Below are 23,296 nucleotides of genomic sequence, written 5' to 3' on the forward strand. Positions count from 1 at the left end.
CGGATGGGTGGGAGGTTCGGCCGGGGGACCATCGGAGCGCCCTCCTGCTGCCACGGTGGGGTGGTCAGTTCCGGGGAGACCGGTAGTGCGGCCCGTGCGGATCGGCGCAGTGGAACACGTCGACGCACGTCCCCGCGGCCGCGCCGGCGCCGTCGCCGAGCGGGACCGGATCGACCTGCAGAGTGGTGTGCGTGATGCCGTAGGCCGTGACGAGCACCTCCTGCAGGTGGCGTCGCAGCGCGCCGCAGTCGCTGCCGGGGCCGGCGAACACATGCGCGGACACCGAGGCGTAGCCGGAGGTGAGTTCCCAGACGTGCAGGTCGTGCACCTCGGCGACCCCCGGCTGGCCCGCGAGCCGCGCCCCCATCTCGGCGGGGACCAGTCCGGACGGCGCGGCCTGGAGAAAGATCCGGGACGTGTCGCGGACCAGGCCGTACCCGGCCTTCAGCATCAGCGCGGCGACGATCAGGGTCGCGATGGCGTCGCACCGCACGAACCCGGTGAGCATGACCACGACTCCCGACACGGCCGTGGCGATGAACGCGAACAGGTCGTTCAGGATGTGCTGGTAGGCGCCCTCGACGTTGAGGCTGGACCGGTCGGCCTTGCTCAACAGCCAGGTGGCCGCGATGTTCACCGCGATCCCGATCAGCGCGGTGACCAGGACCAGGCCGCCTTCGACCTGCGGAGGCGCCAGCAGCCGCCGCACCGCCTCGTAGAAGAACAGTCCCGCCAGCACCAGCAGGGTGGCGCCGTTGAGCTGCGCCGACAGGATCTCGGCGCGCTTGAGGCCGTAGGTGAACCCGCCGCGAGGAGGACGCAGCGCCAGGCGCATCGCCACCAGGGCGAACAGGATCGAGGCCGTGTCGGTGAGCATGTGCCCGGCGTCGGAGATCAGCGCCAGCGACCGCGCGACGAGCCCGGCGATCACCTCGCCCACCATGAACAGCAGCAGCAGGGCGAGCGCGGCGATCAGGTACCGCCGATCCGCGTCCGCCGAGACGGCATGCCCGTGCCCGTGCCCATGCCCATGCCCGTGCCCGTGCCCGTGGGCGTGAGCGTCCCGGACGGCCGGCTTGGGATGCGGCGTGCCTGTACGAGCGGGGGGCGACGCCTGCCCGTGCCCGTGTCCTTTCTCGTGGCCGTGCCGGTCGAAGTGATGTCGCGCCGGTCCCGTCATGGAGAGACTCCTTCACGACCGCGCATCGCACCGCGCAACGATGCCTGAACCTCTGCTCATATGTAAAAGCGTAGGAAATATATTTCCCGTCCACCAGCGTTCCCGCGAATCTGATTGCGCGCGATCGCCATCACATCCGCAGCTCAGCGGCACCTATCATCACTTATTCGGATTTAATGGAGGCGCGCGTCAGCGCACGCCACCGACCTCCACCGGTCCATACAGTACGAAATAGAGAAACATATGGAATTACGCACACTTATGCTTAGTTTTCGCACGCCGCACGCGCGCGACGGGGTCCGCCGTCCCGTGGCGTCCACGGCGCTCAGTATTCTTCTCCTCTCGGCAGGGCCCTGGAGCGGGCGGAGGTCGGCGGGTGCGACTGGGGAACCTCGAACGATCGGTCATGGAAGCGTTGTGGGATCGGCCGGACGGGATGTTCGCGCAGGAGGTGGCCGACGCCCTCGATCCGCGGCCCGCGGTGACGACGGTGCTGACCGTGTTGGTCCGGTTGTCGCGCAAGGGGATGGTCGCGCGGGAACGGCGTGGCCGCGCTCACGTCTATCGGGCCGCCGGCGACAGGGACGCCTTCGTCGCCCAGGCCATGCAGGCGGCGCTCGACGAGGCGGGCGACGTGGCAGCCGCGGTGAGCCACTTCGTCGGGACGGTGTCGCCGGAGGTGGCGGCCGCCCTGCGTGAGGCGCTGAACGGCCGCGGCGACGACGAGGACGGCGCATGACCGGCTGGATGCTCGCCACGGGAGCCGCGCTGCTGCCCGTCCTGCTCAACGGCCGGATGCTGGACCGGCTGGCGATGGCCCGGTGGACGCACCTGCGCCCCCGCGCGGCTCTGGCGCTGTGGCAGGCGATCGGCCTCGGCGCCGGGCTGGGCGCGGTGGGACTGGGGCTGGTGGCCGCCGTCGCGCCGCTGGCGGCGGCGTTCCCGCACGGGATGCACACCCTCGGCCGGCAGATCGTGCAGGGGCAGGGACTGCAGGGGCTCGGACCAGGACATATCGCCGGACTGGTCTGGTCGGCGGCCCTGATCGCCTGGCTCGTCACGCACACGGCCTGGGTCTGCGGCGCCACGCTCGCCGAGCAGAGACGTCTCCGCCTGCTGCTGGACGTCGTCGCCGACCCGAGCCACACGCACGATTTCTCCGTGATCCCCAGCCCCACGCCGATCGCCTACTGCATCCCCGGCCGGCGCTCCCGGGTGGTGGTGAGCTCGGGCACCTTCGCCGTCCTCGACGATCAGCACATCGAGGCTCTGCTCGGCCATGAGCGGACGCACCTGAAAGGACGTCACGACCTGCTCCTGCTGCCGTTCATCGCCCTGGCCCGGGCTTTCCCCTGGCTCCCGGCGGCGCGGACGGCCCGTCAGGTGGTTCCCCTGCTCCTGGAGATGCTCGCCGACGACCGGGCGCGGCGGGTCCACGGGGACGCGGTGCTCGCGCAGGCTCTTTACCGGATGGCGACGGCGGGTGCGGTGACGCCGACGCGGGCCCAGGCGTTCGCCGACACCGGTGTGGTGCACCGCGTGCGGCGGCTGACCGGTAAGGGGGAGCACGACCGGCAGCGGTGGGCGCCGTCGGTGGCGTACGCGAGCGCGGGCGTCCTGCTGAGCGGGCCGGTCGCCGTGCTGCTCGCCCCCTTGGCCTGCGTCACCGTCTGACGCCTCGCAAGGGAGGCGGCTTTATGGCCGCCGTATGGCTCATGCCCTAGAACTTCTACGACTTGTAGAAGTTGTGAGGGATCGGAGCCACATGACCGACAGCGCGCACCAGACCCCCAGCAGGAAGGAGCGGCTCTCCGGCCTGCGGGCACGCCAGCACAAGGCCGAACGCCTGCGCCGGACCGTCGTGGTCGCGGGCTCCGCCGCCGCCGTCGGCGTCATCGCCACCACGGTCGTGGTGCTGGTCGCCGGCGAACGCGCGAAAGGCGCCCTGACGGAGGTACGGACGCTGAACATCTCGGCGCGCAAGCACACCACCGCGACGGTGACGTATCCCCACTCCCCTCCGGCCGGCGGAGACCACGACCCGCGGTGGCTCAACTGCGGGGTGTACCCGGAGCCGGTGCGCGACGAGAACGCGGTGCACGCGCAGGAGCACGGCGCGGTATGGGTCACCTACCGGCCCGACCTGCCGCAGGCGGACGTCGCCCGGCTGCGCGCCCTGGTACAGGCCCAGCCGTACGCCATCCTCTCCCCCTACCAGGGCCTGACCTCCCCGGTGACCGCCAGCGCCTGGGGTAGGCAGTTGGCCCTGCGCGGCCCCGACGACGCCCGCCTCCCGGCGTTCCTCCAGAAGTACGCCCAGAGCATCGACGCCCCCGAGCCCGGCGCTCCCTGCACAGGAGGCACGGGAGACCCCGTCGCGTGAACGGCGAGGCATCATTGCAGGGTGCAACTTTTGCATAGGACAGTGGTTTGCTAAGGTCGGGAAGCGGTGTGCCGGGAAGTCTGGTCGGCGAGGTCATCACCGCTGCCCGGAGAAGATCATGTACCCGCCGTCCTCGCCGTCTCACGGCCCCGACCCCGGTGCGGCGGGGGAACTTCTGGTGACCTCGATGGTCGTGAGCTCACGATTCGTCGTGATCGGCCTTCGCGGACACCTCGGGCCGTCGACCTATAGCGCGCTCAAGGAGCGCCTGGCGTGGGCGCTGGCCCTCATGCTGCCGCCGCGGATCATCGTCGACGTCAGCGAACTGGCCTCGGCGCGGACCGAGGGCGTGACGGTCCTGCGCAACGGGACCGACCACGCCCGCGCGGCCGGGGGCCTGCTCCTGGTCTGCGGGAACGCGGCCGTGCTGGGATCGGCGGAGGAGGGCGGGCCGTTGGACGTCCGCTCCACCATGGGAGAGGCGATCCGGGAGATCGCGCTCCATGGCGGCGATCAGGGCTCCGGCCAGCCCAGCGGGTAGTCGCCCTCGACGGGGACCTCACCGCCGGCCTCGTTGAAGCCGTTCATGGCCTCGACCAGAGCGCGCCGCTGCCCGGAGGTCATCCGGGCGACGATCTGCGTGATCTCGGCGCGCCGGCGGGAGGTGACCTCGTCGACGATGTGCCGGCCCTCCGGGGTCAGGGTGATGACGGCCTCGCGGCGGTTGTCCGGGTTGATCTGGCGGGCGACGAAACCGGCGGCGGTGAGACGGTCCACCATCCGCATGGCGGTGGACGGGTTGACGTTCAGCCGTTCGGCCAGCGTGACCAGCTTGGTGCCGCCGTGCCCCGCCAGGACCACCAGCATCCGGAACTGGGGCAAGGTGATCTTGTCTTCCACCGCGGCCAGGGAGCGGGCGGCGATGGCCACCAGCAGCCGGGATCCGGTCAGGACGGCCGACACCACCGCCTCGGGATCATCTCGCCTGGACTCGGTCATGCGATAGTTCTACCGAATCCGGCGGGCCGCTCCGCGACATTCGAGGACGCCGCACCGCCGGCGCCGGGCTCCCGGCGGCGGGATCCGCGTGGAGCGGGCCCGCCCGGGCGGCGGAAGGGCCGCCCAGGCGGAATCGCGCGAAGCGGGGGCGCGGGCGTCAGCGCGCCGCGGTCTCCGGCGCGGTCGTGTCCTCCTCTTCCGGGCCGCGCAGCACCCACTTGTCGCGCCCGCGCAGCACCAGCGCGTAGTAGAGGGCCGCGACGGCGCAGACGCCCACCGTGATCAGCAGGCTGGTGCGCCCGGCCTCGGGGTCCATCGCGTTCTGCCAGATGACATAGGCCAGCGCCGCCAGGGCGAGCACCGGCGCGAGCGGGAACCACGGCATCCGGTAGGCGGCGTGCGCGGTGGTGCCGTTGCGCCGTCCGTTGATCGCGGCCAGGCACAGCGCCGCGTAGACCACGATGAGAGAGGTTCCGGTGACGACGAGCAGGAGCTTCTCGTCGGCGAAGCACAGGATGGTGGCGAACCCGCCGGTGACCAGCGTGGCGATCCACGGGGTGCCGGTGCGGGGGTGGATGGCGGCCAGCGCCCGGCTGACCGCGCCCGGCCACGCCGTGTCCCTGCCGGTGCTGAACACCATGCGCGAGGAGATGAGGATGATCGCCAGGACGGCGTTGATGATGGCCAGCGCGATGGCGAGGCTGATCACCGTGTTCACGGTCTCGCCCGCCTGCGTGGAGACGAAGAGCCCCATCATGTTGTCGGAGGCGAACAGCTCCTCCAGCGACGGCGCGCCGAGCAGCACGGCGGTGATCGGGACCAGCTCGGCCACGACCGTGATCGCCAGCGCCCATAGGATGGCGCGCGCGATGCCGCGGTGGGCGTCCGTGGTCTCCTCGCCGAAGTAGACGGCCGAGCCGTAGCCGTTGTAGGCGAAGATGGCCACGGCCGCCGCGCCGACGATCAACCCGACCGAGACGGGGGCGACGCCGCCGTCCACGGCCGCGACGGGCGAGGTGAGCAGTTCGCCGAGCGATCGCGCCGGGTCGAAGAACCCGAGGGCGCTCACCACGATCAGCGCGATCATCTCGATCGCCAGGAAGACACCGGTGATCCAGGCGTTGAGCTTGATGTCGAACACGGCGAGCACGGTCGCCGCCGCCGTCGTCACCGCGGCCACGACGGGTCCCGGCACGCCGGGGAACAGCACCGCCAGGTAGGTGCCGACGCCCAGCGCGATGACCGCGATGATCAGCAGCTGCGTGACCACCAGAAGGCCGAGGATGACGAAACCGGGCAGTTTGCCCAGGGTGCGGCCGACGATGGCGTACTCGCCGCCGCTGACCGGATAGGCCGAGGCCAGCTCGGCGTAGACGAAGGCCATGAAGATGCCCACGACCGCCGCCATCACGAAGCTCCAGAACGCGCCGCTGCCCGCCTGGCCCACCACGCCCGGCGCGATGATGAACACAGAGGACGCGGGCGTGATGGCCGAGAGCGTGATGAGCAGCGTGCCGAGCACCTTGAGACCTCGGCGCAGGGGCGGGCTGGAGGATGACGACGACGGATCCGACATGGCGGCCTCCTCGGTCGTGGTTCTTTGACTGGTCATCAAAGAACTCGATCCCTGCCGACGTCAATAGCATGGTTGAGCACGACTGAGTCACGATAGGTCACGATCTGGCCGCTCTTGCGTTCTTCGAAGATCGGTTGAAGAATGGCCGGCATGCCACGACCAAGCCGAGCACATCACCGGCGCGGCGAGCTCGTCGCCGCCGCTCGCCAGGCCGTCCTCGACCGGGGCGTGCTCGGTCTGCGACTGCGCGACGTCGCCGACAAGGCCGACATGTCCCCCGGCTCGGTCCTGTACTACTTCCCGACGCTCGACGACCTGCTGTACGAGGTGCAGCGCGACGCCGTCGAACGGTTCTGCGTGGACCGCGAGGAGGCGGCGCGCCATGAGACCGACCCGCGCCGCAAGCTCGTGCGCACCATCAAGGCGGGCCTGCCCAGTGGTAAGGACGACGAGCTGTGCGTCCTGCTCTACGAGCTCGGCGCGTACGCCCGCCGCACCCCCGCCTACGCCGCCGAGCACATCCGGCTGTACGAACGCCAGGCCGGCCTCTACACCGCGATCCTCGAAACGGGCGCGGCGACCGGGGTGTTCGCCCTGACCCGCGACGCCGCCACCATCGCGCGCGGCCTCGTCGCCCTGGAGGACGGCCTCGGGCTGCACATCACCCAGGCCGTGCCCACCTTCACCCCATCGGCGGCCGAGGCGATGCTCATCGCCTACGCGGCCGACGCCACCCGCTGCGAACTGGATGTCTGATGCGTGCCCGTGACCTCGGCCTGCCCCTGACCGGAGAAACCGGGCCGCTCAACGCGATCACCGACGTGCCCGGCGTCGAAGTCGGCTACACCACCCTGATCGAGGGCGACGCGGTCCGCACCGGCGTCACCGCGATCCTGCCGCGCCCCCGCGAGGACGTCCACCTGCCGTGCGCGGCCGGCCGGTTCTCGCTGAACGGCAACGGCGAGATGACCGGCACGGTGCTGCTCGACGAGACCGGCGCGCTGCGGCTGCCCGTGCTGATCACCAACACGCACGCCGTGGGGCCGTGCCACCGGGGCGTGATCGACTGGACGGCGCGGGAGAAGCCGCGCGTCGCCGACGAGTGGCTGCTGCCCGTCGTCGCCGAGACCTGGGACGGCTATCTCAACGACATCAACGGCCCGCACGTCCGGCCCGAGCACGCCGTCGCCGCGATCGACGCCGCGGCCGGCGGGCCGGTCGCCGAGGGATCGGTCGGCGGCGGCACCGGGATGAACTGCTACGCCTTCAAGGGCGGCAGCGGCACCTCGTCCCGGGTGGTGCCCTACGGCGCCGACACCTACACGGTCGGCGTGTTCGTGCAGGCCAACTTCGGGTCCCGCAGGGAGCTCACGGTGTGCGGCGTGCCGGTCGGGACGCTGCTGGCCGACGACAACCCCATGGAGGACGGCGACTGGCAGCACCCGCCCGGCGCGGGATCGGTGATCGCCGTCGTCGCCACCGACGCGCCCCTGCTGCCCGGACAGTGCTCGGCGCTGGCCCGGCGGGTGCCGCTCGGCCTGGCGCGCACCGGCACCACGGGCTCGCACTTCTCCGGCGACATCTTCCTGGCGTTCTCCACCGGCAACGTGCTCACCCCGTCGGAGTTCCCGCGGGGCGAGCCGGGTTACGACCGGCTTCGTCACATCCCGTGGAACCGGCTCGACGACTTCTTCGCCGCCGTGGTGCTCTCCGTCGAGGAGGCGGTGCTCAACGCCCTGGTCGCGGCCACCACCATGACCGGACGGTCCGGCCGCCGCTCCCCCGGAATCCCCGTGGACCGCCTGGTGGACGCGGTGCTCACCTCCCGTCGCTGACGCCCGTCCTCCCGGACCGGGTGAGGAGGGTCTCGCGGACCCGCCGGAGGCGCGGTAGTCCGGCCAGTGCCGCCCGGGCCCGGTGCCGCATCGTCTCCGGGGTGCCCACGCCGAGGTCGTCCAGCAGCTCTTCGAGGGCGGCGGCGCCGTGCGGGGCGAAGGTCAGGCAGCGTGCGAAGGTGACGACGATCCACCAGGTCGCCTCGCGGTGCAGGCCCTGGTCGACGAGCTCGCGGGTGCCGTCGATGGAGATGTGCCGGGCCTCGGGGGTGAGGTCGCTGCCGTACGGCCGCGCCGGGTCGTAGGGCACGCGGTCGTAGACGTCGGCCAGCCGCTCCAGATGCGCGGCGACCCGCGACCTGGAGAGGTTCTCGCACCCGAGCCAGGCGAGCAACTCCTCGTGGAACCCGGCTCGGCCGTGGCTCGCGAGCACCTCCCGGGCCGCCACGTAGCGGCGGCGAACGGTCGGGTTGACGCCGGCGGCCGTCAGGACCACCAGCGTCGGCAGGCTCGCCGGGAACGCCCAGGCGAGCGCCCGCGCGGCGAGCGGCCGGCCGGTGTCGAGGCCGGCCAGGGTCTCGATGCGGGCCTCCAGCGCCGCGCATCGCGCGCGAACCCAGCGCGGGTGGGCGAAATCCCGTGCCACGGCGGCGTGCAGGGCCGCGAGCGATCCGTCCGGATCGGACACGAGGACGCCTCTGCTCAACCCGGGCGCCAAGGCCGGTGAGGCCAGCACCTGCTCCGCCGGCTGCGACGGCGCGTAGCTCACCTCGAGCAGCAGGCCCTCGTGCCGGAACTTGCCCAGCTTGGGCGGGACCTCGCCGCGCACCACGATCACCACGTCGACGTCGGAGGTGGCCGGGAGTTCCGCGTCCACCGGCGCCCAGGCGACCGAGCCGCTGATGTAGGCGCCCGCGAAGCCCGGAACCCGGTGGCCCGCCACCCAGCGCGCCGCCACCGCCCGCGCCTCCCCGATCTTCACGGTCCGACTCTAGGGAGACGCCGCGCGCCGCCACAACGGGTCAGAACCTTCTCTCCACGGGCCGGCCGCCGGCCAGGGTGTGCGGTCAGCGGTGCAGCCGGAGGCTGGGCACGGGGTGCGGACCGTCGGTCTCCAGGCGGTACTCCTCACCGGACTTGTGCTGGTTGTCCTCGATGACCTGCTCGGACGGCGGCCGTTCACCGCCCATGACGGCCTCCTGCATGCGCTGGAAGCGTTCGTGGGCGTCCTGGACGTATCCGGTGCCGAGCGTGGTGTAGTCGATCTGGGTGGCGAGCAGGTCGCGCAGGAACCCCTTGTTCGGCTCGAACGTCACCGGGGCGGGCAGCTCCGGCGCGAGCACCTGCTCGGGGTCGCGGCCGTCGTGCTTCTTGAACAGTTCCGCGGCCAGGCGCAGGTGTTCCAGCTCCATGTTCAGGTGCAGTTCCCAGATGCTCTTCACCTTGGGGTCGGACTCGGTCTCCATGAACGAGTGGTACAGGTAGCACTCGTTGTACTCGTGGTTGAGCAGCATCTCCCACCAGCTCTCGCCCGGGTCCACCAGCGACTCGTAGTGGGTGACGTGCTCCTCCTCCACCATTCCGATCTCCTGGTAGAGCTGCCGGGCGATGGGCTCCATGTAGGTGGGGCCGACGTTCATGTAGAAGTTCATCGTCTGCTGCTCGGCCGACATGATCGTCAACGCGTGCAGCTTGGAGATCGGCGCCGCGCTGTTCCTGTCGTACGGCTCCCGGACGTTGTCCATCGGGTCGCGGTGGTGCAGGTAGGTGGGCCTGCCGGGCATGACCTCGGTCAGGGCGTCGACGATCTTCTCGGCCTTGCGGTGCTCGATCATCTCGTACAGGTTGGCGTACCGGTACAGGTGATCGAAGTCCTCCAGCACGCCGAACTCGTACGCCTGCCGCAGGTAGGGGTCGGGCTCCATCCGCGCCACCCACGCGGTCAGGTCCACCGCCACCTGCTCGTAGGCGATCGTCGTCTCCAGCACCGAGGCCAGGCCCGGCAGCAGCCAGTTCACCGCCTTCTGCTGCTGCGCCTCGATGTACCGCACCCGCGCGAGCTGCTGCTTGAGCTCCACGCTCGGGCAGTGCCGCGCCAGCTGGTGTCCGAAGAAGATGGCCTCGACCTCGATGCCGTTCATCGTGATGATCCGGCACCGGGTGTAGGGATCGGAGTGGTCCGGATCGATGGGCATGACGTTGAGCTCACGCCAGTCGCGCACCTGCTTGTCGAGCGGGATGCCACGCTCCCGCAACGGGTTGAAGGCCATCCCCGAACTCCCTCACGCTGGGTGGCTGCGGCGGGCCGATCGGTGACGGCCCGCTGTCGGCGGACGTACCCGAGGGCCGGCCGAGCGATGCCCCCGGTCGCCACTGGAGACGGCGCGTACTTGGTAAGGCAGGGGGTGAGCTGGGGAAACGCGGGGTAGGCCGTGGGCCGTGCACGAGAGGAGACGCATCACATGACGGACACGCGGACCCAGGCCCCCGAGACGACGGGCGAGGACGACGTCATCGACCTGCTGGTGGCCCAGCACGGGATGATCAGGGACCTGTTCGACGAGGTCGAGCAGGCGTCCGACGCCGACAGGTGGGAGACCTTCACCCGGCTGGTGCGCCTGCTGGCCGTCCACGAGACCGCCGAGGAGGAGATCGTCCATCCGTACGCCCGCCGCAAGCTGGACGGCGGCGACGCCATCGTGGACGATCGCCTGGCCGAGGAGAACGAGGCCAAGGAACTGCTCATGCGGATGGACCAGGCCGGTCCCGACGCGCCGGACTTCGCGGAGAACCTGGCCCTGCTGCGCGTCGCCGTGGAGGCGCACGCCCGCAGCGAGGAGCGCTACGAGTTCACCAAGCTGCGCGGCCACACCAGCGAGACCGAACGGCGGGCGCTGGCGGCGGGGGTGCGGGCCGCCGAGGCGATGGCGCCGACCCATCCCCATCCCGGCATCGAGTCGGCCACCAAGAACATCCTCGTCGGCACCCCGGTGGCGATGATGGACCGCGTCCGCGACGTGATCCGCCAGGTCACCGGCAAAGGCGACTGACCCGCGGACGTGGTCGAACAGCGGTTCCGCGTCATCTCGGCGCGCGACTCGTCGATCCGGTGGCGGGTCTCCTCCGGTTCGCGAGAGCTTGAGAGCCTCGACGATCCCCGCGGGCGCCGGGGAGTCCGGTGCTCTGGACACACCGGACTTTCGGCTGCGGGAACACGGCCCTCGGCCGGTCCGCGGGGATCGCGAGGCCGTCGGAGGCGGCCCACCGGCCGGCCCCACCGGTCACTCCGGTGAAGGGGCCGCCCGCGCCCAGGCCGGCGCCGCGACGTGGTTCCGTCGAACTCCCATGTCGGACGTTCGTGATGCGTCATCAGCGTGCTGTCGTGCTACTGAGCCCGTCCCGTACCCCTGTACGGGGCCTCTAACCTTTCGCACGGCCGTCATGAAGGCCGTCCGGCACCCGGCGACCTCCTACGGCGCCGGGGAGATGGAGGGAAGATGTCGAAGAACGCGCGCCCCGACGACGAGGACGTGCCCTTGGCCGACCGCCGTGCGGGGCAGGAGGACCAGCACGACGTGCCCGACTTCGCCGAGGAGTCCACCGCCTCCCCGACCGACCCGGCCGGGCAGCCGCACACCGACCCCGACCGGGACGTCTACGGAGACGACGAGGGCTACGAGGAGCCCACCCGGGCCTGACCGGCGCACGGCTTCGCTCGCGCGGGCGCCGACCGAACCCGCCGGGCTGACGGGGGACGCTCGCCGGTGGTCGCGGCGGACGACCCGCCTGCCGAGCCGTGCCCGTGGTGAGTTGAACGCCGCTCGCGGCGTGGCTGGCCGCACAGGCGCGTCCCGCGGCGGCCCCGCGGACGGGGCGGGCTGCGCTCGGGCTGCGCGTGCTCCAGGCGGCGGCGTGCGGATCCTGCCACACCGTCCGCGGCACCACGGCGGCCGGGCGCATCGGCCCGGACCTCACCCACGTGGGCGGCCGGAAGTTCCTGGCGGCCGGGACGGTGCCGAACAACCGCGGCTTCCTGGCGGCGGGATTTCCAACTTCCGGACGTTCGAACCGGGCAACAAGATGCCGCCCCAGCCGTTGCCGTCCGGCCAGTCGCAGGCGCTCATCGCCTACCTCGAGACCCTGCGTTAGGCGGCGGGCTCGGGCATCCGGGACGCGACGCAGGCGCTCGACGTGGCGCAGGAGGCGGCGGGCGAGCGGGTCGCGCGCGAGTGGCAGGAGGAGCACGGACTGCGCGGCTGGGTCACCTCGGTCGACCACAAGCACATCGGCCGCCGCTACATGGTGACCGGGACGGTCTTCTTCACGCTGGCCGGCCTGGAGGCGCTCGCCATGCGCACCCGGCTGGCCGTCCCGAACCCCCGGGTGCTCACGCCCGGCACCTACAACCAGCTCTTCTCGACGAGCCGCCGAAGCCGTACGCGAGCAGCGTCGTGTGACGCGACCCGCGTCACGCGCCGGCCGGTCACCGGAGCACGGCCCTGGTCAGCGCCGGGCGTCCCGGGAGTACCAGGTGGACCAGCATCGACGCCTCCGGGGCGTGCTCCGAGTTCTCCGGGGGGCGGTGTGACGGCCAGTCGACGACGAGGCTGCCCGGAGTGGCGCAGATGATCAGCGTGCCGAGCGCCCGGCGCGCCGCCGCCCGGGCGGGCGGATCGCCGGCCGGGCACGGCAGCCGTTCCAGACGGCCGTCCCAGTCCCGGTCACGGACGAACCTCGGCACCGCCGCCCCCTGTGCGGCGCGGCGCTCTCAGGTGAGCTTGTCCTTGAGTTTGCCGAGCGGCCCGGTCTCGGTGCCCAGGGCCGGGCCCTTGGGCTCGCCGAGGCTGCCGTCGTAGGTGTCGTACAGCTTGGGGTCGGGCGGCGGCGCCATGCCCACGTCGCCCAGCGGCCGCGGATCCATCAGGTAGACGAACTCGTGCCGCCCGTCGGGCTGCGGACCCGAGGCCCAGCCGCCGAGGGTGCCCTCGGTGCCCTCCGACAGGTCCCAGATGGTCTGGGCGTGCTCGGCGTACTCCTCGTCCAACAGCGCGTTGGGGGCCACGGTGTCCTCCAGGCCGTCGGCCTTGAGCTCCTCGATCGCCTTGAGCCACAGGTTCTGGTGCAGCGTGTCCCGGGCCAGGTTGAACTTCAGCATGTCCTTGACCCCGGGGTCGTCGGTCATGTTGTACAGCCGCGCGGTCTGCAACCGCCCCTGCGCCTCGGCGGCCACGTTCGCCCGGAAGTCGGCCAGCAGGTTGCCGCTCGCGACGATGTACCGGCCGTTCCAGGGGTAGCCGTTGCTGTCGGCCGGCAGCGGCCCGCCCCCGCCGACGATGGCCTGCTGCGGGTCCATGCCGCCCAGCACCGCGCCCACCACCGGGTCGGTCATGGCCATCTTCGTCACCGCCGTGGCCGGAGCGCCCTCCAGCAGGCGGGCGACCATCGTGGCCAGCATCTCCACGTGACCGATCTCCTCGGTCGCGATGTCCATGATGAGGTCCTTGTACTTGCCGGGCATCCGGCAGTTCCACCCCTGGAAGAGATATTGCATGGTGACGGTCATCTCACCCCAGGCCCCGCCGATCAGTTCCTGGAGCTTGCGGGCGTAAACGGGGTCGGGCTTGTCGGGCTTCGCCTCGAACTGCAGCCGCTTGGTGTGCATGAACACGGGACCGCTCCTTCATCGCTGACGGGGAAGACCATGGGAACCGGCCGGCGCCGATCGCCACGGCGGGACGCCTTCCCCATGCGATCACGCACGGCGACGTCTCCCTGATCGGGACACGACCCCCGATACCGATTCATGCCACGACGTTGCATTCGATAAGGCAGGTAGCCTGTTTATTACGCTTTCCAGGTCGGGCGGCGGCAATTCGCTGGACCATTGCCATGCGGCGGTTCGACGGCGCTCATCAGGTGATTTCGCCACATATAAGCGGGTATGCCGGAGTCATGGCTGGTGCGCGGGAAAGCTGGCATCCCGGTATGAAAGCGCCGCGGAGCGGAATCTACGAATGCGACGGTCCCTGTGGACACCTGTGGTCCACCGAGGTCTCAGGCCACCGATTCCCGCCCCTCCCGGCCGAGTGCGACGGCCTCAGATGGCGCCTGATCACCGCGAGGCCGCCCGCGTGACCTCCGCCGGGCGGCGCGCCGCCCGGCCCCTATGGGCGGCGTCGCAGCAGGTAGGTGTCCATGATCCAGCCCTTGCGGCGGCGGGCCTGGTCGCGTAGCTCGCGGATGCGGCCGGCGACCTCGGCGACCGGGCCGTCCACCAGGATCTCGTCGGGAGTGCCCACATAGGCGCCCCAGTAGATGTGGAAGTCGCCGTCCAGGTCGCCGAAGGCGGTGTGCGCGTCCAGCATGACGACCAGGTCGTCGGCCGTGGCGCCGCCCTCGGCCAGGCGGCGGCCCGTCGTGACGTGCAGCGGACGGCCCACCCGGGTCAGGCTCACCCGGTGGCGCGCGGCCAGCGCGGACACGCTGCTGATCCCCGGGATGACCTCGTGGTCGAAACGGACGTCGCCCCGGGCGAGGATCTCCTCGACGATGGCGAGCGTGCTGTCGTACAGGCCCGGATCGCCCCACACCAGGAACGCGCCGGTCTGCCCGTCGGCGAGCTCGTCCCGGATGAGCCGTTCGCAGATCCGCGCGCGGCGGGACCGCCAGTCCTCCACCGCCGCGCCGTAGGCGGCGGAGGTCCGGTCGCGCTCGGGGTCACCGGCCTCCACCACGCGGTACGCGCCCTCGGCGTGCGCCTCGATGAGCTCCCGCCGCAGCCGGGTCAGGTCGTCCTTGACCTCGCCCTTGTCCAGGACGAAGAACACGTCGGCGCGGGCCATCGCCTTGACCGCCTGCAGGGTCAGGTGATCGGGGTCCCCGGCGCCGATGCCGATGATGAGGATGCGCTTCACCCGCACGAGTCTGCCCTCCCCGCCCGACGGGGCCACCGCCCGGGGTACGGGGAGATCGTGACCGCGGGCGCCGCGGCAGGAGGGCCGCCCCCGGGTACATCCAGAGCATGGCCGGGATGACGGGGCGGACGCGTCCCGGGTCCGGGGGGTTGATTTGCTGGACCTGTACCAGTCGATCCCGGGGCGTCGCAGGATGACCAGTCGGAGAGCGTGGCGGCACCGCTCCATCAGGACCCGCGTGACCACCGTGGCGAGCACCGTCACGGCGCTGGTCTGCCTCGCCTCGGCCCTGGCGCTGTCGCTCGCCGCCCCGCAGCCTCGGCTCTACGGCAGCCCGGCCGTGCTGGCCGGGCTCGTCGGCGGTTCCCTTCTGCTGATCACGGCCACCGCGCTCGGGACGTACTGGATGATGGGCAGGACCCTGCGGCCGGTGCGGGCCATCAGCAGGAAGCTCGCCACGATCCGGCCCTCCGACCTGGGCGAGCGGGTTCCGCTGCCGAGCCATGACGACGAGTTCAAGGAGCTGGCGCAGGCGACCAACCAGACGCTGGAGCGTGCGCACGCGGCGATCCAGGGCCAGTTGAGGTTCGCCTCGGAGACCTCCCACGACCTGCGCAACCCCCTCGCGGCCATGCGCACCGAGATCGAGGACGCGCTCATGGGCGGGGAGGAGACCGACTGGACGCAGACCGCCGGCAGGCTGCTGGAGTCCGTCGAGCGATTGCAGGGCCTGGTGACCGACCTGCTGGAGATCTCCCGGCTCGACGCGGGCGTCATCGGCCACCACGACCTCCTCAACCTCGCCGTCCTGGTGGACGGCGAGCTCGACCACCGGCAGAGCAAGGTCAGGGTGGTCAGGAGGTTCAGCAGCGGCGTGATGGTCTACGGAGAGCGGGTCGGGCTGACCCGGCTGCTGCACAACCTCATGGACAACGCCGAACGCCACGCCCACTCCATGGTCAAGGTCACCGTCGAGCACCGGGGCGACGCGGCGGTGCTGGAGGTGTACGACGACGGGAGCGGGGTGCCGCCCGAGCAGCGGGAGGTCATCTTCGAGCGCTTCACCCGGCTGCAGGAGGCGCGCGCCAAGGACAGCGGCGGCACCGGCCTCGGCCTGCCGATCGCCCGGCAGATCACCGAGGAGCACGGCGGCACCCTCGTCGTCGAGGACAGCCCGTCCGGGGCGCGCTTCGTCGCCCGCTTTCCCCGGCCGGGCGCGCCGGGCGGGGGCTTCACGCTCGTCCCGGAATGACCGCGCCAGGGGACGGCACGGCGTCGGCCGCACGGACACGGTGAAGCGAGCGGCGTCGCCACGACGTCACACCGAGGGAATCCCGGGTTGATATGACGCCACTATGATGTCATTATGGCGTCATGGACCTTGCGCCTTATGTCGATCGCCTCCGGCGTGAACTCGCGATCACCGCCGGGGCGGGCGGAGAGGAGGCTCGCGCGCTGGCCGAGCGCCTCGCCGCGACGCTCGAATCGGCCACCCGGCTCGCGCTGCTGGAGGCGCTGTCGGCCGCCACCGACGAGATCACCCAGGACCTCGCGCCCGGCTCGGTCGAGGTGCGGCTGCGCGGGCGCGACCCCGATTTCGTCGTGACGCCACCACCGCCGCCACCGGGCGCCCGCCCGCCGGCCGAGAGTGACACCGGGCAGGCCGCGGGACCGCCCGCCCCGCCGCCGCCCCCGGAGGCCGACGAGGGGGGGACGTCACGGATCTCGCTGCGGATCCCCGAGCACCTCAAGCCGCGCATCGAGGAGGCGGCCGCACGTGAGGGGCTGTCGGTCAACGCGTGGCTGGTCCGCGCCGTCGCCGCCGCGCTCGACCCCGGCGCGGGCCGCCGCCCCGCCCCGCGCCCGGCGCAGCAGGCCGGCAACCGCTACACCGGGTGGGTGAGCTGATGACCACGCCCGCCGACGACGAAGCCGGAACGCCGGCCTTCGACACCCCGGAGCCCATCCTCGCCGTCCTCGACCTGGCGACCGCCACCGTCAGGATCACCGCGAGCGACCGCGCCGACACCGTCGTCGAGATCCGCCCGAGCGACGGACTCAACGACGCCGACGTGCAGGTCGCCCGGCACACCTGGGCCGACTACGCCGACGGCAGGCTCCTGGTGCGGACCGACAAGGAGCACGCGGGCTCGGGCTCCGGCTGGGGCCTCTCGCTGGGCAAGCTCGTCGAGTCGCCCGCGACCTGGGCGCGTTCGCTGCTGCAGGGCCCCGGCTCGGTCGACGTGACGATCGACCTGCCGTCCGGCTCCCGCCTCGACGCCAGGACGGCGGGAAGCGTCCTGTGCCGGGGACGCCTCGGCGAGGTGACCGTCACCACCACCCACGGCGCCATCCGCGTCGAGCAGGCCGGCGGCCGTATACGGGTGAAGAGCACCTACGGCGACATCTCGGTCGGCCACGTCTCCGGGCACGCCGAGGTGACCACGACCCACGGCGGCATCCACATCGGCGAGATCGACGGCACCGCCGCGGTCAAGACGTCCCACGGCGACGTCCGCATCCGTCAGGTGACCGGCGAACTGCGGCTGAACAGCGCCCACGGCGACATCTCCGTCGGCCGCGCCCTGGCCGGCGTCGACGCCAGGACCGCGTACGCCGGCGTGGAGATCGGCGAGGTGGTGTCCGGCTCGATAGGCCTGACCACCACCGGCGGCGGCCTCGACCTCGGGATCCGGGAGGGCACCGCCGCCTGGCTGGACGTGAGCTCCACGTACGGCACCGTGGACGTCTCCCTCGACCCCGGCGGCGACCCCGGCCGGACGGACCGGATCGTCGAGGTGCGGGCGCACACCACCCACGGCGACATCCTCATCCACCGTTCCTGACCACCGAAGGAGACGCTCATGTCCGACGCGATCGTGGCCGAGGGCCTGGTCAAGAAGTACGGCGAGGTGGCCGCCCTCGACGGGATGGAGCTGACCGTCCCCGAGGGGACGGTGTTCGGGCTGCTCGGCCCGAACGGCGCCGGCAAGACCACCACGGTGCGAATCCTCACCACCCTGCTCAGGCCGGACGCCGGCCGCGCCACGGTCGCCGGGTTCGACGTCGTCCGTGACGCCCACCGGCTGCGCGCGCGCATCGGCGCCTCCGGCCAGTACGCCGCCGTGGACGACCACCTCACCGGCGCCGAGAACCTGGAGATGGTGGGCCGCCTCTACCACCTCGGCACCGGGCCCAGCAGGCGGCGCGCCCGCGAGCTGCTGGAGCGCTTCGACCTGACCGACGCCGCCGACCGTCCCGTGCGGGGCTACTCCGGCGGCATGCGACGCCGGCTGGACCTGGCCGGCGCGCTGGTCGCGAACCCTCCCGTGCTGTTCCTCGACGAGCCCACCACCGGCCTGGACCCCCGGGCCAGGATCGGGCTCTGGGACGTCATCGCCGAGCTGGTCGCGCAGGGCACGACCGTGCTGCTCACCACCCAGTACCTGGAGGAGGCCGACCGGCTCGCCGACCGCGTGGCCGTGGTGGACCACGGGCGCGTGATCGCGCTCGGCACGGCCGACGAGCTGAAGGACCAGGTCGGCGGCGACCGCATCCAGCTGTCGGTGACTAGCGCGGCGAACCTGGAGAGCGCCGCCAGGACGCTGGCGCCCCTGGCCGCCGGGGACATGCAGGTCGACGCCGCCGGCCTGCGGGTGACGATCCCGGTCACCGGTGGCGCGGCCACCCTGACCACGGCGCTCGGCCACCTGGCCGCCGAGCGGATCACCGTACGCGACGCCGGACTGCGCCGGCCGACCCTGGACGACGTGTTCCTGAGCCTCACGGGACGCGAGACCGACGAGAAGATCGAGGAGAGCGCCCGATGAACTCCCTGCGGCTCGCCGTCGCCGACGGCGTGACGATCGCCAAGCGCAACGCCCTGAAGATCCGGAGGGCCCCCGACCTGCTGGGCGGCGTGGTCATGCTCCCGACCGTGTTCGTGCTGCTGTTCACCTACGTCTTCGGCAGCATGATCGACCTGCCGGGCATCTCGTACGCCGAGTACCTGCTGCCCGGGATCTTCGTCCTGACGATCGTCTCCAGCGCGCAGATCACCGGCTACACGTTGACGCAGGACCTCCAGAAGGGCGTCTTCGACCGGTTCCGCACCTTGCCGATGTCGCCTTCCGCGGTGCTCACCGGCCAGACCTTCAGCGACGTGATCATGAATGTGACCAGCATCGTCACCATGGCGCTCGTCGGGCTGGCCGTCGGATGGCGCGTCCACGGCTCGCCGTTCGAGGCCGCACTCGGGTTCTTGATGCTGCTGCTGTTCGCGTACGCCTTCTCCTGGGTGACGGCCACGGTCGCGCTGGCCCTGCGCACGCCCGAGGTCTTCAACAACGTCGCCACCATCATGACGTTCCCGCTGGTCTTCCTGTCCAACGCTTTCGTCGACAGCGCGCGGCTGCCCGGGCCGCTGAAGCCGGTCGCCGAATGGAACCCGGTCTCCACGCTCGTCCAGGCCGCGCGCGACCTGTTCGGCAACACCAGCCCGGCCCTGCCCGTGCCCGGCGCCTGGCCGCTGCGGCACGCGGTGCCGGTGTCGCTGATGTGGTCGGTCCTGCTCCTGGTGGTGTTCGTGCCGCTGGCCACGCGGCTGTACAAGAGAGCCGTCAGCCGATGAGCGACGCACGCGTCTCGGAACCGGAGCGCGACAGGGTGGTGGAGCTGGTCCAGCGGGCGTACGCGGACGGCAGGCTCGGCCCCGCCGAGCTGGAGCGGCGGCTCGAACGGGCGCTCACCGCCACCTCCTCCCGCGACCTGGAGCCGGTCGTCGCCGACCTGCCGGGCCGGGAACCCGACGACCCCGACGACCCTGACGACCCTGACGACATGGTCCACATCGCCTGCGCCGGCGGGCGCGTCACCCGGACGGGCGACTGGCACGTCCCTCGCCGGCTGCGCGTCGACTCCGAGTACGGCAGAGTACGGCTCGACCTGTCCGTTGCCCACGTCCCGCATCCGCGGATCGACATCGAGCTCTGGCTCGGGTACGGCAGCGCCACGATCATCCTGCCCGCCGGCGCGAGCGCGAACGCCGACGGGGTGCGCACCGAATGGGGCAGAGTGACCTGCAAGGCGGCGGGCCGCCAGATCCCCGGCAGGCTGCACGTCCAGGTCACCGGTGAGCTCCCCTACGGCCGCCTGACCATCCGCACCGCGCGCAGGTGAAGGGGCCCTGCGGGTCCGCAGCCGTGGATGCCATGGACAGGCCGTAGATCGGCTCGCTGTTGCGGTCGTCGAATGGTATTCAGGCTGGAATGTGCGAAGGGTATGGTGAGGCGTGTGGCGACGTTCAGGATCAGCGAGGCCGCCGCGCTGCTCGGGGTCAGCGCGGACACCGTCCGCCGGTGGGTGGACGCCGGGCGGCTGGCCGCCGAGCGTGACGAGCACGGCCACCGGCAGGTGAACGGCGCCGATCTGGCCGCGTTCGCCCGCGCCCAGGTCGGGACGACCGGCGACGGCGGGTGCTCCTCGGCGCGCAACCGTTTCCGCGGGATCGTCACCGAGGTCCGCAAGGACGCGGTGATGGCCCAGGTGGAGATCGCCGCCGGGCCGTTCCGCGTGGTGTCCCTGATGAGCCGCCAGGCCGCCGACGAGCTCGGCCTGGAGGCGGGCGTGGTCGCCGTCGCGGTGATCAAGTCGACCAACGTCGTCGTGGAGATCCCCGACCACGTGCGCGTGGCCAGCCCCTGAGGAGCCCCCCTTGGTGTTCAGCCGCATGTCCCGATGGACCGTGACCCTCCCCCTCGCCCTCGCGCTGGCGGCCCTGACCGGCTGCGGGTCCGGCACGCCCGCGTCCTCCCCGGCAGCGGCCTCCTCCGGCGGCGGCGAGGCCACGACGCTGACGGTGTTCGCCGCGGCGTCGCTGACCGGCGCCTTCACCGAACTCGGCACGAGGTTCGAGGCCGCGCACCCGGGCACGTCGGTGAGGTTCAACTTCGGCTCCAGCGCCACGCTGGCCCAGCAGATCACCCAGGGCGCGCCCGCCGACGTCTTCGCCGCCGCCAGCCCCGCCACGATGAAGACCGTCACCGACGCGTCCCTCGCCGCCGCCCCGGCGACGTTCGTGCGCAACAGGCTCGAGATCGCCGTCCCGGCCGGCGACCCGGCCAAGGTCGACGATCTCAAGGATCTGGCCGACCCGAAGGTCAAGGTCGCGCTGTGCGCCCCGCAGGTGCCGTGCGGCGCCGCGGCGCTCAAGGCGCTGGACGCCGCGGGCCTGAAGGTCACCCCGGTCACCCTGGAACAGGACGTCAAGGCCACCCTCACCAAGGTCCGGCTCGGCGAGGTCGACGCCGCCCTGGTCTACAGGACCGACGTGCTCGCGGCAGGCGGCGAGGTCAAGGGCATCGACTTCCCCGAGGCCGGCAAGGCGATCAACGACTACCCGATCGCGGCCCTGACCGCCGCCCCCGCCCCCGGCCTGGCCGAGCAGTTCGTCGACCTGGTGCTCTCCCCGCAGGGCAAGGACGTGCTGGCCAAGGCGGGCTTCGAGACGCCCTGACCCGCATGAGCTCCACGAGGACCGCCCCTGGACGGGGCTCTGACCGCGGCCGCGAGGCCCGCGCGGTCACGGGCCGCCTGCCGTGGACGCTGGTGACGCCCGCCCTGGCCGGCCTGGCGTTCCTGGTGCTGCCCCTGGCGGGGCTGCTGATCCGCGCGCCCTGGGCCACGCTCCCGCGGCGGCTGACCGAGCCGCACGTGCTGCAGGCGCTGCGGCTGTCGCTGCTGACCGCCACCCTGGCCACGGCCGCCTGCCTGCTGCTGGGCGTGCCGCTGGCCTGGCTGCTGGCCAGGGTGTCCTTCCCCGGCCGGCGGCTGGTCCGCGCCCTGGTGACCGTCCCCCTCGTGCTGCCGCCGGTGGTCGGCGGCGTCGCCCTGCTGCTCGTGCTCGGGCGGCGCGGCCTGGCCGGGCGGTGGCTGGAGGAGTCCTTCGGCGTCACGCTGCCCTTCACCACCGCAGGTGTCGTGATCGCCGAGGCGTTCGTGGCGATGCCGTTCCTGGTCATCAGCGTCGAGGGCGCGCTGCGCGCCGCAGACCAGCGGTTCGAGGAGGCCGCCGCCACGCTGGGCGCCTCCCGCTGGACCGTCTTCCGGCGGGTCACCCTGCCCCTGGTGTCCCCCGGTGTCGTCGCCGGGGCCGTGCTGTGCTGGGCCAGGGCACTCGGCGAGTTCGGGGCCACCATCACGTTCGCCGGGAACTTCCCCGGCACCACCCAGACCATGCCGCTGGCCGTCTACCTGGCGCTGGAGACCGAGCCGGAGGCCGCCATCGTGCTCAGCCTCGTCCTGCTCGCCGTCTCGGTGCTCGTCCTGGCCGGCCTGCGGGACCGGTGGGTGACCGGCCCATGACCCTCGACGCCCGGCTGGTCGTCACCAGGCCCGCCTTCACGCTCGACATCTCCCTGCGGGTGGCGCCCGGCGAGGTGGTCGCCCTGCTCGGCCCGAACGGCGCCGGCAAGACCACGGCCCTGCGCGCCCTGGCCGGGCTCACCGGCGTCTCCGGCGGGCACATCACCCTGGACGGCGCGCCCCTGCACGACCTGCCGGCCGAGGCCCGTCCCATCGGCATGGTCTTCCAGGACTACCTGCTGTTCCCGCACCTGTCCGCCCTCGACAACGTCGCCTTCGGGCCGCGCTGCCGCGGCGCCGGCAAGGCGGAGGCCCGCCGTACCGCCGCCGACCTGCTGGAACGCGTCGGCCTTGCGGAGCACGCCGCCGCCAAGCCCCGGCGGTTGTCCGGCGGGCAGGCCCAGCGCGTCGCCCTGGCCCGGGCGCTGGCCGTACGGCCGCGCCTGCTGCTGCTCGACGAACCCCTGGCCGCGCTCGACGCGCACACCCGGCTGGAGATCCGCTCGCGGCTGCGCCGGCACCTGGCCGACTTCGACGGCGCGACCGTCCTGGTGACGCACGACCCCCTGGACGCGATGGTGCTCGGCGACCGGCTGATCGTCATCGAGGACGGCGCGATCGTCCAGGAGGGCGCGCCGGCCGAGGTGGCCCGCCGTCCGCGCACCGACTATGTCGCCCGTCTGGTCGGCCTCAACCTGTACCGCGGGGTCGCCGAGGGTTCCCGGGTCAAGGTGGGCGAGCTGCTGATCAGCACCGCCGGCCACCTGGAGGGACCGGCGTTCGTCGCGTTCGCGCCCGCGGCCGTGGCCCTGTACCGCTCGCGGCCGGACGGCAGCCCGCGCAACGTGTGGCAGGCCCGCGTCGAGGGCGTCGAACGCCACGGCGACAACGTCCGCGTCCACCTCGACGGCCCCCTCGCCGCCTTCGCCGACATCACCCCCGCCGCCGTGGCCGACCTCGACCTGACGCCCGGCCAGGAGGTGTGGGCGTCGGTGAAGGCCACCGAGACCCACACCTACCCGGCGTGAGGGGCATCTCCTGTCGAGA

At 72.1% G+C, this 23,296-nt stretch carries 26 protein-coding genes; 18 read left to right on the top strand and 8 right to left on the bottom strand.

Annotation, left to right across the window (positions count from 1 at the left end; translation table 11 throughout):
* Positions 1–64: 64 nt before the first annotated feature.
* A complete protein-coding gene (locus BJ981_RS08200; RefSeq protein ID WP_184609512.1) occupies positions 65–1,180 on the bottom strand; it encodes a cation diffusion facilitator family transporter in 1,116 nt (371 codons plus the stop codon).
* Between the two features lie 376 nt (positions 1,181–1,556).
* Here BJ981_RS08200 and BJ981_RS08205 point away from each other — a divergent pair, with 376 nt between their 5' ends.
* The 4 genes from BJ981_RS08205 to BJ981_RS08220 all read left to right on the top strand — a co-directional run bounded on the left by BJ981_RS08205 (position 1,557) and on the right by BJ981_RS08220 (position 4,104).
* Positions 1,557–1,919, top strand: a complete 363-nt coding sequence (locus tag BJ981_RS08205; protein ID WP_184609514.1) for a BlaI/MecI/CopY family transcriptional regulator — start codon at positions 1,557–1,559, stop codon at positions 1,917–1,919.
* Positions 1,916–2,854: a M56 family metallopeptidase gene (locus BJ981_RS08210; RefSeq protein WP_184609516.1), complete on the top strand. Its 939-nt coding sequence runs from the start codon at positions 1,916–1,918 to the stop codon at positions 2,852–2,854. The genes BJ981_RS08205 and BJ981_RS08210 overlap by 4 nt, the downstream gene beginning before the upstream one ends.
* 91 nt (positions 2,855–2,945) lie before the next feature.
* Positions 2,946–3,563, top strand: a complete 618-nt coding sequence (locus BJ981_RS08215; RefSeq protein WP_184609517.1) for a thioredoxin-like domain-containing protein — start codon at positions 2,946–2,948, stop codon at positions 3,561–3,563.
* A 178-nt stretch (positions 3,564–3,741) separates the two neighbouring features.
* The gene (locus BJ981_RS08220; protein ID WP_184609519.1) at positions 3,742–4,104 is read left to right on the top strand and encodes a hypothetical protein; all 363 of its coding nucleotides are present in this window, start codon (positions 3,742–3,744) and stop codon (positions 4,102–4,104) included.
* Here BJ981_RS08220 and BJ981_RS08225 read toward each other — a convergent pair.
* Together BJ981_RS08225 and BJ981_RS08230 are read right to left on the bottom strand one after the other, a co-directional pair.
* Positions 4,077–4,562 (bottom strand): MarR family winged helix-turn-helix transcriptional regulator, encoded by a 486-nt coding sequence (locus BJ981_RS08225; RefSeq protein ID WP_184609521.1) that lies wholly within the window; start codon positions 4,560–4,562, stop codon positions 4,077–4,079. The two genes, BJ981_RS08220 and BJ981_RS08225, sit on opposite strands and share 28 nt — an antisense overlap.
* A gap of 157 nt (positions 4,563–4,719) precedes the next feature.
* Positions 4,720–6,174, bottom strand: coding sequence for an APC family permease (locus BJ981_RS08230; protein WP_221314672.1), 1,455 nt, complete (start codon positions 6,172–6,174; stop codon positions 4,720–4,722).
* A gap of 114 nt (positions 6,175–6,288) precedes the next feature.
* Between BJ981_RS08230 and BJ981_RS08235 the strand changes: the two genes are divergently transcribed.
* Both BJ981_RS08235 and BJ981_RS08240 read left to right on the top strand, forming a co-directional pair.
* Positions 6,289–6,894 (top strand): TetR/AcrR family transcriptional regulator, encoded by a 606-nt coding sequence (locus BJ981_RS08235; RefSeq protein WP_184609523.1) that lies wholly within the window; start codon positions 6,289–6,291, stop codon positions 6,892–6,894.
* Positions 6,894–7,973, top strand: a complete 1,080-nt coding sequence (locus tag BJ981_RS08240) for a DmpA family aminopeptidase (RefSeq protein WP_184609525.1) — start codon at positions 6,894–6,896, stop codon at positions 7,971–7,973. Before BJ981_RS08235 ends, BJ981_RS08240 begins: the two co-directional genes overlap by 1 nt.
* Here the strand turns inward: BJ981_RS08240 and BJ981_RS08245 are convergent.
* Together BJ981_RS08245 and BJ981_RS08250 are read right to left on the bottom strand one after the other, a co-directional pair.
* Positions 7,957–8,955 carry a hypothetical protein gene (locus BJ981_RS08245; RefSeq protein WP_184609527.1) on the bottom strand — a complete coding sequence of 333 codons (999 nt, stop codon included), beginning with the start codon at positions 8,953–8,955 and terminating at the stop codon, positions 7,957–7,959. The two genes, BJ981_RS08240 and BJ981_RS08245, sit on opposite strands and share 17 nt — an antisense overlap.
* Positions 8,956–9,040: 85 nt before the next feature.
* A complete protein-coding gene (locus BJ981_RS08250; RefSeq protein ID WP_184609529.1) occupies positions 9,041–10,243 on the bottom strand; it encodes a hypothetical protein in 1,203 nt (400 codons plus the stop codon).
* A 192-nt stretch (positions 10,244–10,435) separates the two neighbouring features.
* On the opposite strand from BJ981_RS08250, the gene BJ981_RS08255 reads away from it, so the two are divergent.
* Both BJ981_RS08255 and BJ981_RS08260 read left to right on the top strand, forming a co-directional pair.
* Complete coding sequence (locus BJ981_RS08255) at positions 10,436–11,023, top strand: hemerythrin domain-containing protein (RefSeq protein WP_184609531.1); 588 nt, start codon at positions 10,436–10,438, stop codon at positions 11,021–11,023.
* Positions 11,024–11,470: 447 nt separating this feature from the next.
* Positions 11,471–11,671, top strand: coding sequence for a hypothetical protein (locus BJ981_RS08260; RefSeq protein ID WP_184609533.1), 201 nt, complete (start codon positions 11,471–11,473; stop codon positions 11,669–11,671).
* Positions 11,672–12,456: 785 nt separating this feature from the next.
* Here BJ981_RS08260 and BJ981_RS08265 read toward each other — a convergent pair.
* The 3 genes from BJ981_RS08265 to cobF form a co-directional block, all read right to left on the bottom strand.
* A complete protein-coding gene (locus BJ981_RS08265) occupies positions 12,457–12,714 on the bottom strand; it encodes a hypothetical protein (RefSeq protein ID WP_184609535.1) in 258 nt (85 codons plus the stop codon).
* A 27-nt stretch (positions 12,715–12,741) separates the two neighbouring features.
* Positions 12,742–13,641: a manganese catalase gene (locus BJ981_RS08270; protein ID WP_184609537.1), complete on the bottom strand. Its 900-nt coding sequence runs from the start codon at positions 13,639–13,641 to the stop codon at positions 12,742–12,744.
* A gap of 496 nt (positions 13,642–14,137) precedes the next feature.
* The gene (cobF, locus tag BJ981_RS08275) at positions 14,138–14,887 is read right to left on the bottom strand and encodes a precorrin-6A synthase (deacetylating) (RefSeq protein WP_204070514.1); all 750 of its coding nucleotides are present in this window, start codon (positions 14,885–14,887) and stop codon (positions 14,138–14,140) included.
* 193 nt (positions 14,888–15,080) lie between these two features.
* Here cobF and BJ981_RS08280 point away from each other — a divergent pair, with 193 nt between their 5' ends.
* The 10 genes from BJ981_RS08280 to BJ981_RS08325 all read left to right on the top strand — a co-directional run bounded on the left by BJ981_RS08280 (position 15,081) and on the right by BJ981_RS08325 (position 23,277).
* Positions 15,081–16,139 (top strand): sensor histidine kinase, encoded by a 1,059-nt coding sequence (locus BJ981_RS08280; RefSeq protein WP_204070515.1) that lies wholly within the window; start codon positions 15,081–15,083, stop codon positions 16,137–16,139.
* Between the two features lie 122 nt (positions 16,140–16,261).
* Positions 16,262–16,795, top strand: a complete 534-nt coding sequence (locus tag BJ981_RS08285) for a toxin-antitoxin system HicB family antitoxin (RefSeq protein WP_184609540.1) — start codon at positions 16,262–16,264, stop codon at positions 16,793–16,795.
* Positions 16,795–17,733, top strand: a complete 939-nt coding sequence (locus BJ981_RS08290) for a DUF4097 family beta strand repeat-containing protein (protein WP_184609542.1) — start codon at positions 16,795–16,797, stop codon at positions 17,731–17,733. The genes BJ981_RS08285 and BJ981_RS08290 overlap by 1 nt, the downstream gene beginning before the upstream one ends.
* Positions 17,734–17,751: 18 nt before the next feature.
* Positions 17,752–18,717, top strand: a complete 966-nt coding sequence (locus BJ981_RS08295) for an ATP-binding cassette domain-containing protein (protein WP_184609549.1) — start codon at positions 17,752–17,754, stop codon at positions 18,715–18,717.
* Positions 18,714–19,517 carry an ABC transporter permease gene (locus BJ981_RS08300; RefSeq protein ID WP_184609550.1) on the top strand — a complete coding sequence of 268 codons (804 nt, stop codon included), beginning with the start codon at positions 18,714–18,716 and terminating at the stop codon, positions 19,515–19,517. The genes BJ981_RS08295 and BJ981_RS08300 overlap by 4 nt, the downstream gene beginning before the upstream one ends.
* The gene (locus BJ981_RS08305) at positions 19,514–20,065 is read left to right on the top strand and encodes a DUF1707 SHOCT-like domain-containing protein (RefSeq protein WP_184609552.1); all 552 of its coding nucleotides are present in this window, start codon (positions 19,514–19,516) and stop codon (positions 20,063–20,065) included. Before BJ981_RS08300 ends, BJ981_RS08305 begins: the two co-directional genes overlap by 4 nt.
* A 114-nt stretch (positions 20,066–20,179) precedes the next feature.
* Positions 20,180–20,590: a TOBE domain-containing protein gene (locus tag BJ981_RS08310; RefSeq protein ID WP_184609553.1), complete on the top strand. Its 411-nt coding sequence runs from the start codon at positions 20,180–20,182 to the stop codon at positions 20,588–20,590.
* A gap of 25 nt (positions 20,591–20,615) precedes the next feature.
* A complete protein-coding gene (gene modA, locus BJ981_RS08315) occupies positions 20,616–21,401 on the top strand; it encodes a molybdate ABC transporter substrate-binding protein (protein WP_184609554.1) in 786 nt (261 codons plus the stop codon).
* 5 nt (positions 21,402–21,406) lie between these two features.
* The gene (gene modB, locus BJ981_RS08320; protein WP_184609562.1) at positions 21,407–22,249 is read left to right on the top strand and encodes a molybdate ABC transporter permease subunit; all 843 of its coding nucleotides are present in this window, start codon (positions 21,407–21,409) and stop codon (positions 22,247–22,249) included.
* Entirely contained in the window at positions 22,246–23,277 is a 1,032-nt protein-coding gene (locus BJ981_RS08325; protein WP_184609564.1) for an ABC transporter ATP-binding protein, read from the top strand. The genes modB and BJ981_RS08325 overlap by 4 nt, the downstream gene beginning before the upstream one ends.
* The last annotated feature ends 19 nt before the right edge of the window (positions 23,278–23,296 follow it).

Origin of the sequence: Sphaerisporangium krabiense (assembly GCF_014200435.1) — a bacterium.
GTDB classification, from domain to species: domain Bacteria; phylum Actinomycetota; class Actinomycetes; order Streptosporangiales; family Streptosporangiaceae; genus Sphaerisporangium; species Sphaerisporangium krabiense.

Bases quoted from the DNA above. Each gene is read 5' to 3' on its own strand.
- BJ981_RS08210 (WP_184609516.1), top strand. From the start codon at position 1,916: ATGACCGGCTGGATGCTCGCCACGGGAGCCGCGCTGCTGCCCGTCCTG.
- BJ981_RS08230 (WP_221314672.1), bottom strand. From the start codon at position 6,174: ATGACCAGTCAAAGAACCACGACCGAGGAGGCCGCCATGTCGGATCCG.
- modA (WP_184609554.1), top strand. From the start codon at position 20,616: ATGTCCCGATGGACCGTGACCCTCCCCCTCGCCCTCGCGCTGGCGGCC.
- BJ981_RS08235 (WP_184609523.1), top strand. From the start codon at position 6,289: ATGCCACGACCAAGCCGAGCACATCACCGGCGCGGCGAGCTCGTCGCC.
- BJ981_RS08285 (WP_184609540.1), top strand. From the start codon at position 16,262: ATGGACCTTGCGCCTTATGTCGATCGCCTCCGGCGTGAACTCGCGATC.
- BJ981_RS08325 (WP_184609564.1), top strand. From the start codon at position 22,246: ATGACCCTCGACGCCCGGCTGGTCGTCACCAGGCCCGCCTTCACGCTC.
- BJ981_RS08225 (WP_184609521.1), bottom strand. From the start codon at position 4,562: ATGACCGAGTCCAGGCGAGATGATCCCGAGGCGGTGGTGTCGGCCGTC.
- BJ981_RS08200 (WP_184609512.1), bottom strand. From the start codon at position 1,180: ATGACGGGACCGGCGCGACATCACTTCGACCGGCACGGCCACGAGAAA.
- BJ981_RS08300 (WP_184609550.1), top strand. From the start codon at position 18,714: ATGAACTCCCTGCGGCTCGCCGTCGCCGACGGCGTGACGATCGCCAAG.
- BJ981_RS08280 (WP_204070515.1), top strand. From the start codon at position 15,081: ATGACCAGTCGGAGAGCGTGGCGGCACCGCTCCATCAGGACCCGCGTG.
- BJ981_RS08240 (WP_184609525.1), top strand. From the start codon at position 6,894: ATGCGTGCCCGTGACCTCGGCCTGCCCCTGACCGGAGAAACCGGGCCG.
- BJ981_RS08215 (WP_184609517.1), top strand. From the start codon at position 2,946: ATGACCGACAGCGCGCACCAGACCCCCAGCAGGAAGGAGCGGCTCTCC.
- BJ981_RS08290 (WP_184609542.1), top strand. From the start codon at position 16,795: ATGACCACGCCCGCCGACGACGAAGCCGGAACGCCGGCCTTCGACACC.
- BJ981_RS08305 (WP_184609552.1), top strand. From the start codon at position 19,514: ATGAGCGACGCACGCGTCTCGGAACCGGAGCGCGACAGGGTGGTGGAG.
- modB (WP_184609562.1), top strand. From the start codon at position 21,407: ATGAGCTCCACGAGGACCGCCCCTGGACGGGGCTCTGACCGCGGCCGC.
- BJ981_RS08255 (WP_184609531.1), top strand. From the start codon at position 10,436: ATGACGGACACGCGGACCCAGGCCCCCGAGACGACGGGCGAGGACGAC.
- BJ981_RS08250 (WP_184609529.1), bottom strand. From the start codon at position 10,243: ATGGCCTTCAACCCGTTGCGGGAGCGTGGCATCCCGCTCGACAAGCAG.
- BJ981_RS08295 (WP_184609549.1), top strand. From the start codon at position 17,752: ATGTCCGACGCGATCGTGGCCGAGGGCCTGGTCAAGAAGTACGGCGAG.
- BJ981_RS08260 (WP_184609533.1), top strand. From the start codon at position 11,471: ATGTCGAAGAACGCGCGCCCCGACGACGAGGACGTGCCCTTGGCCGAC.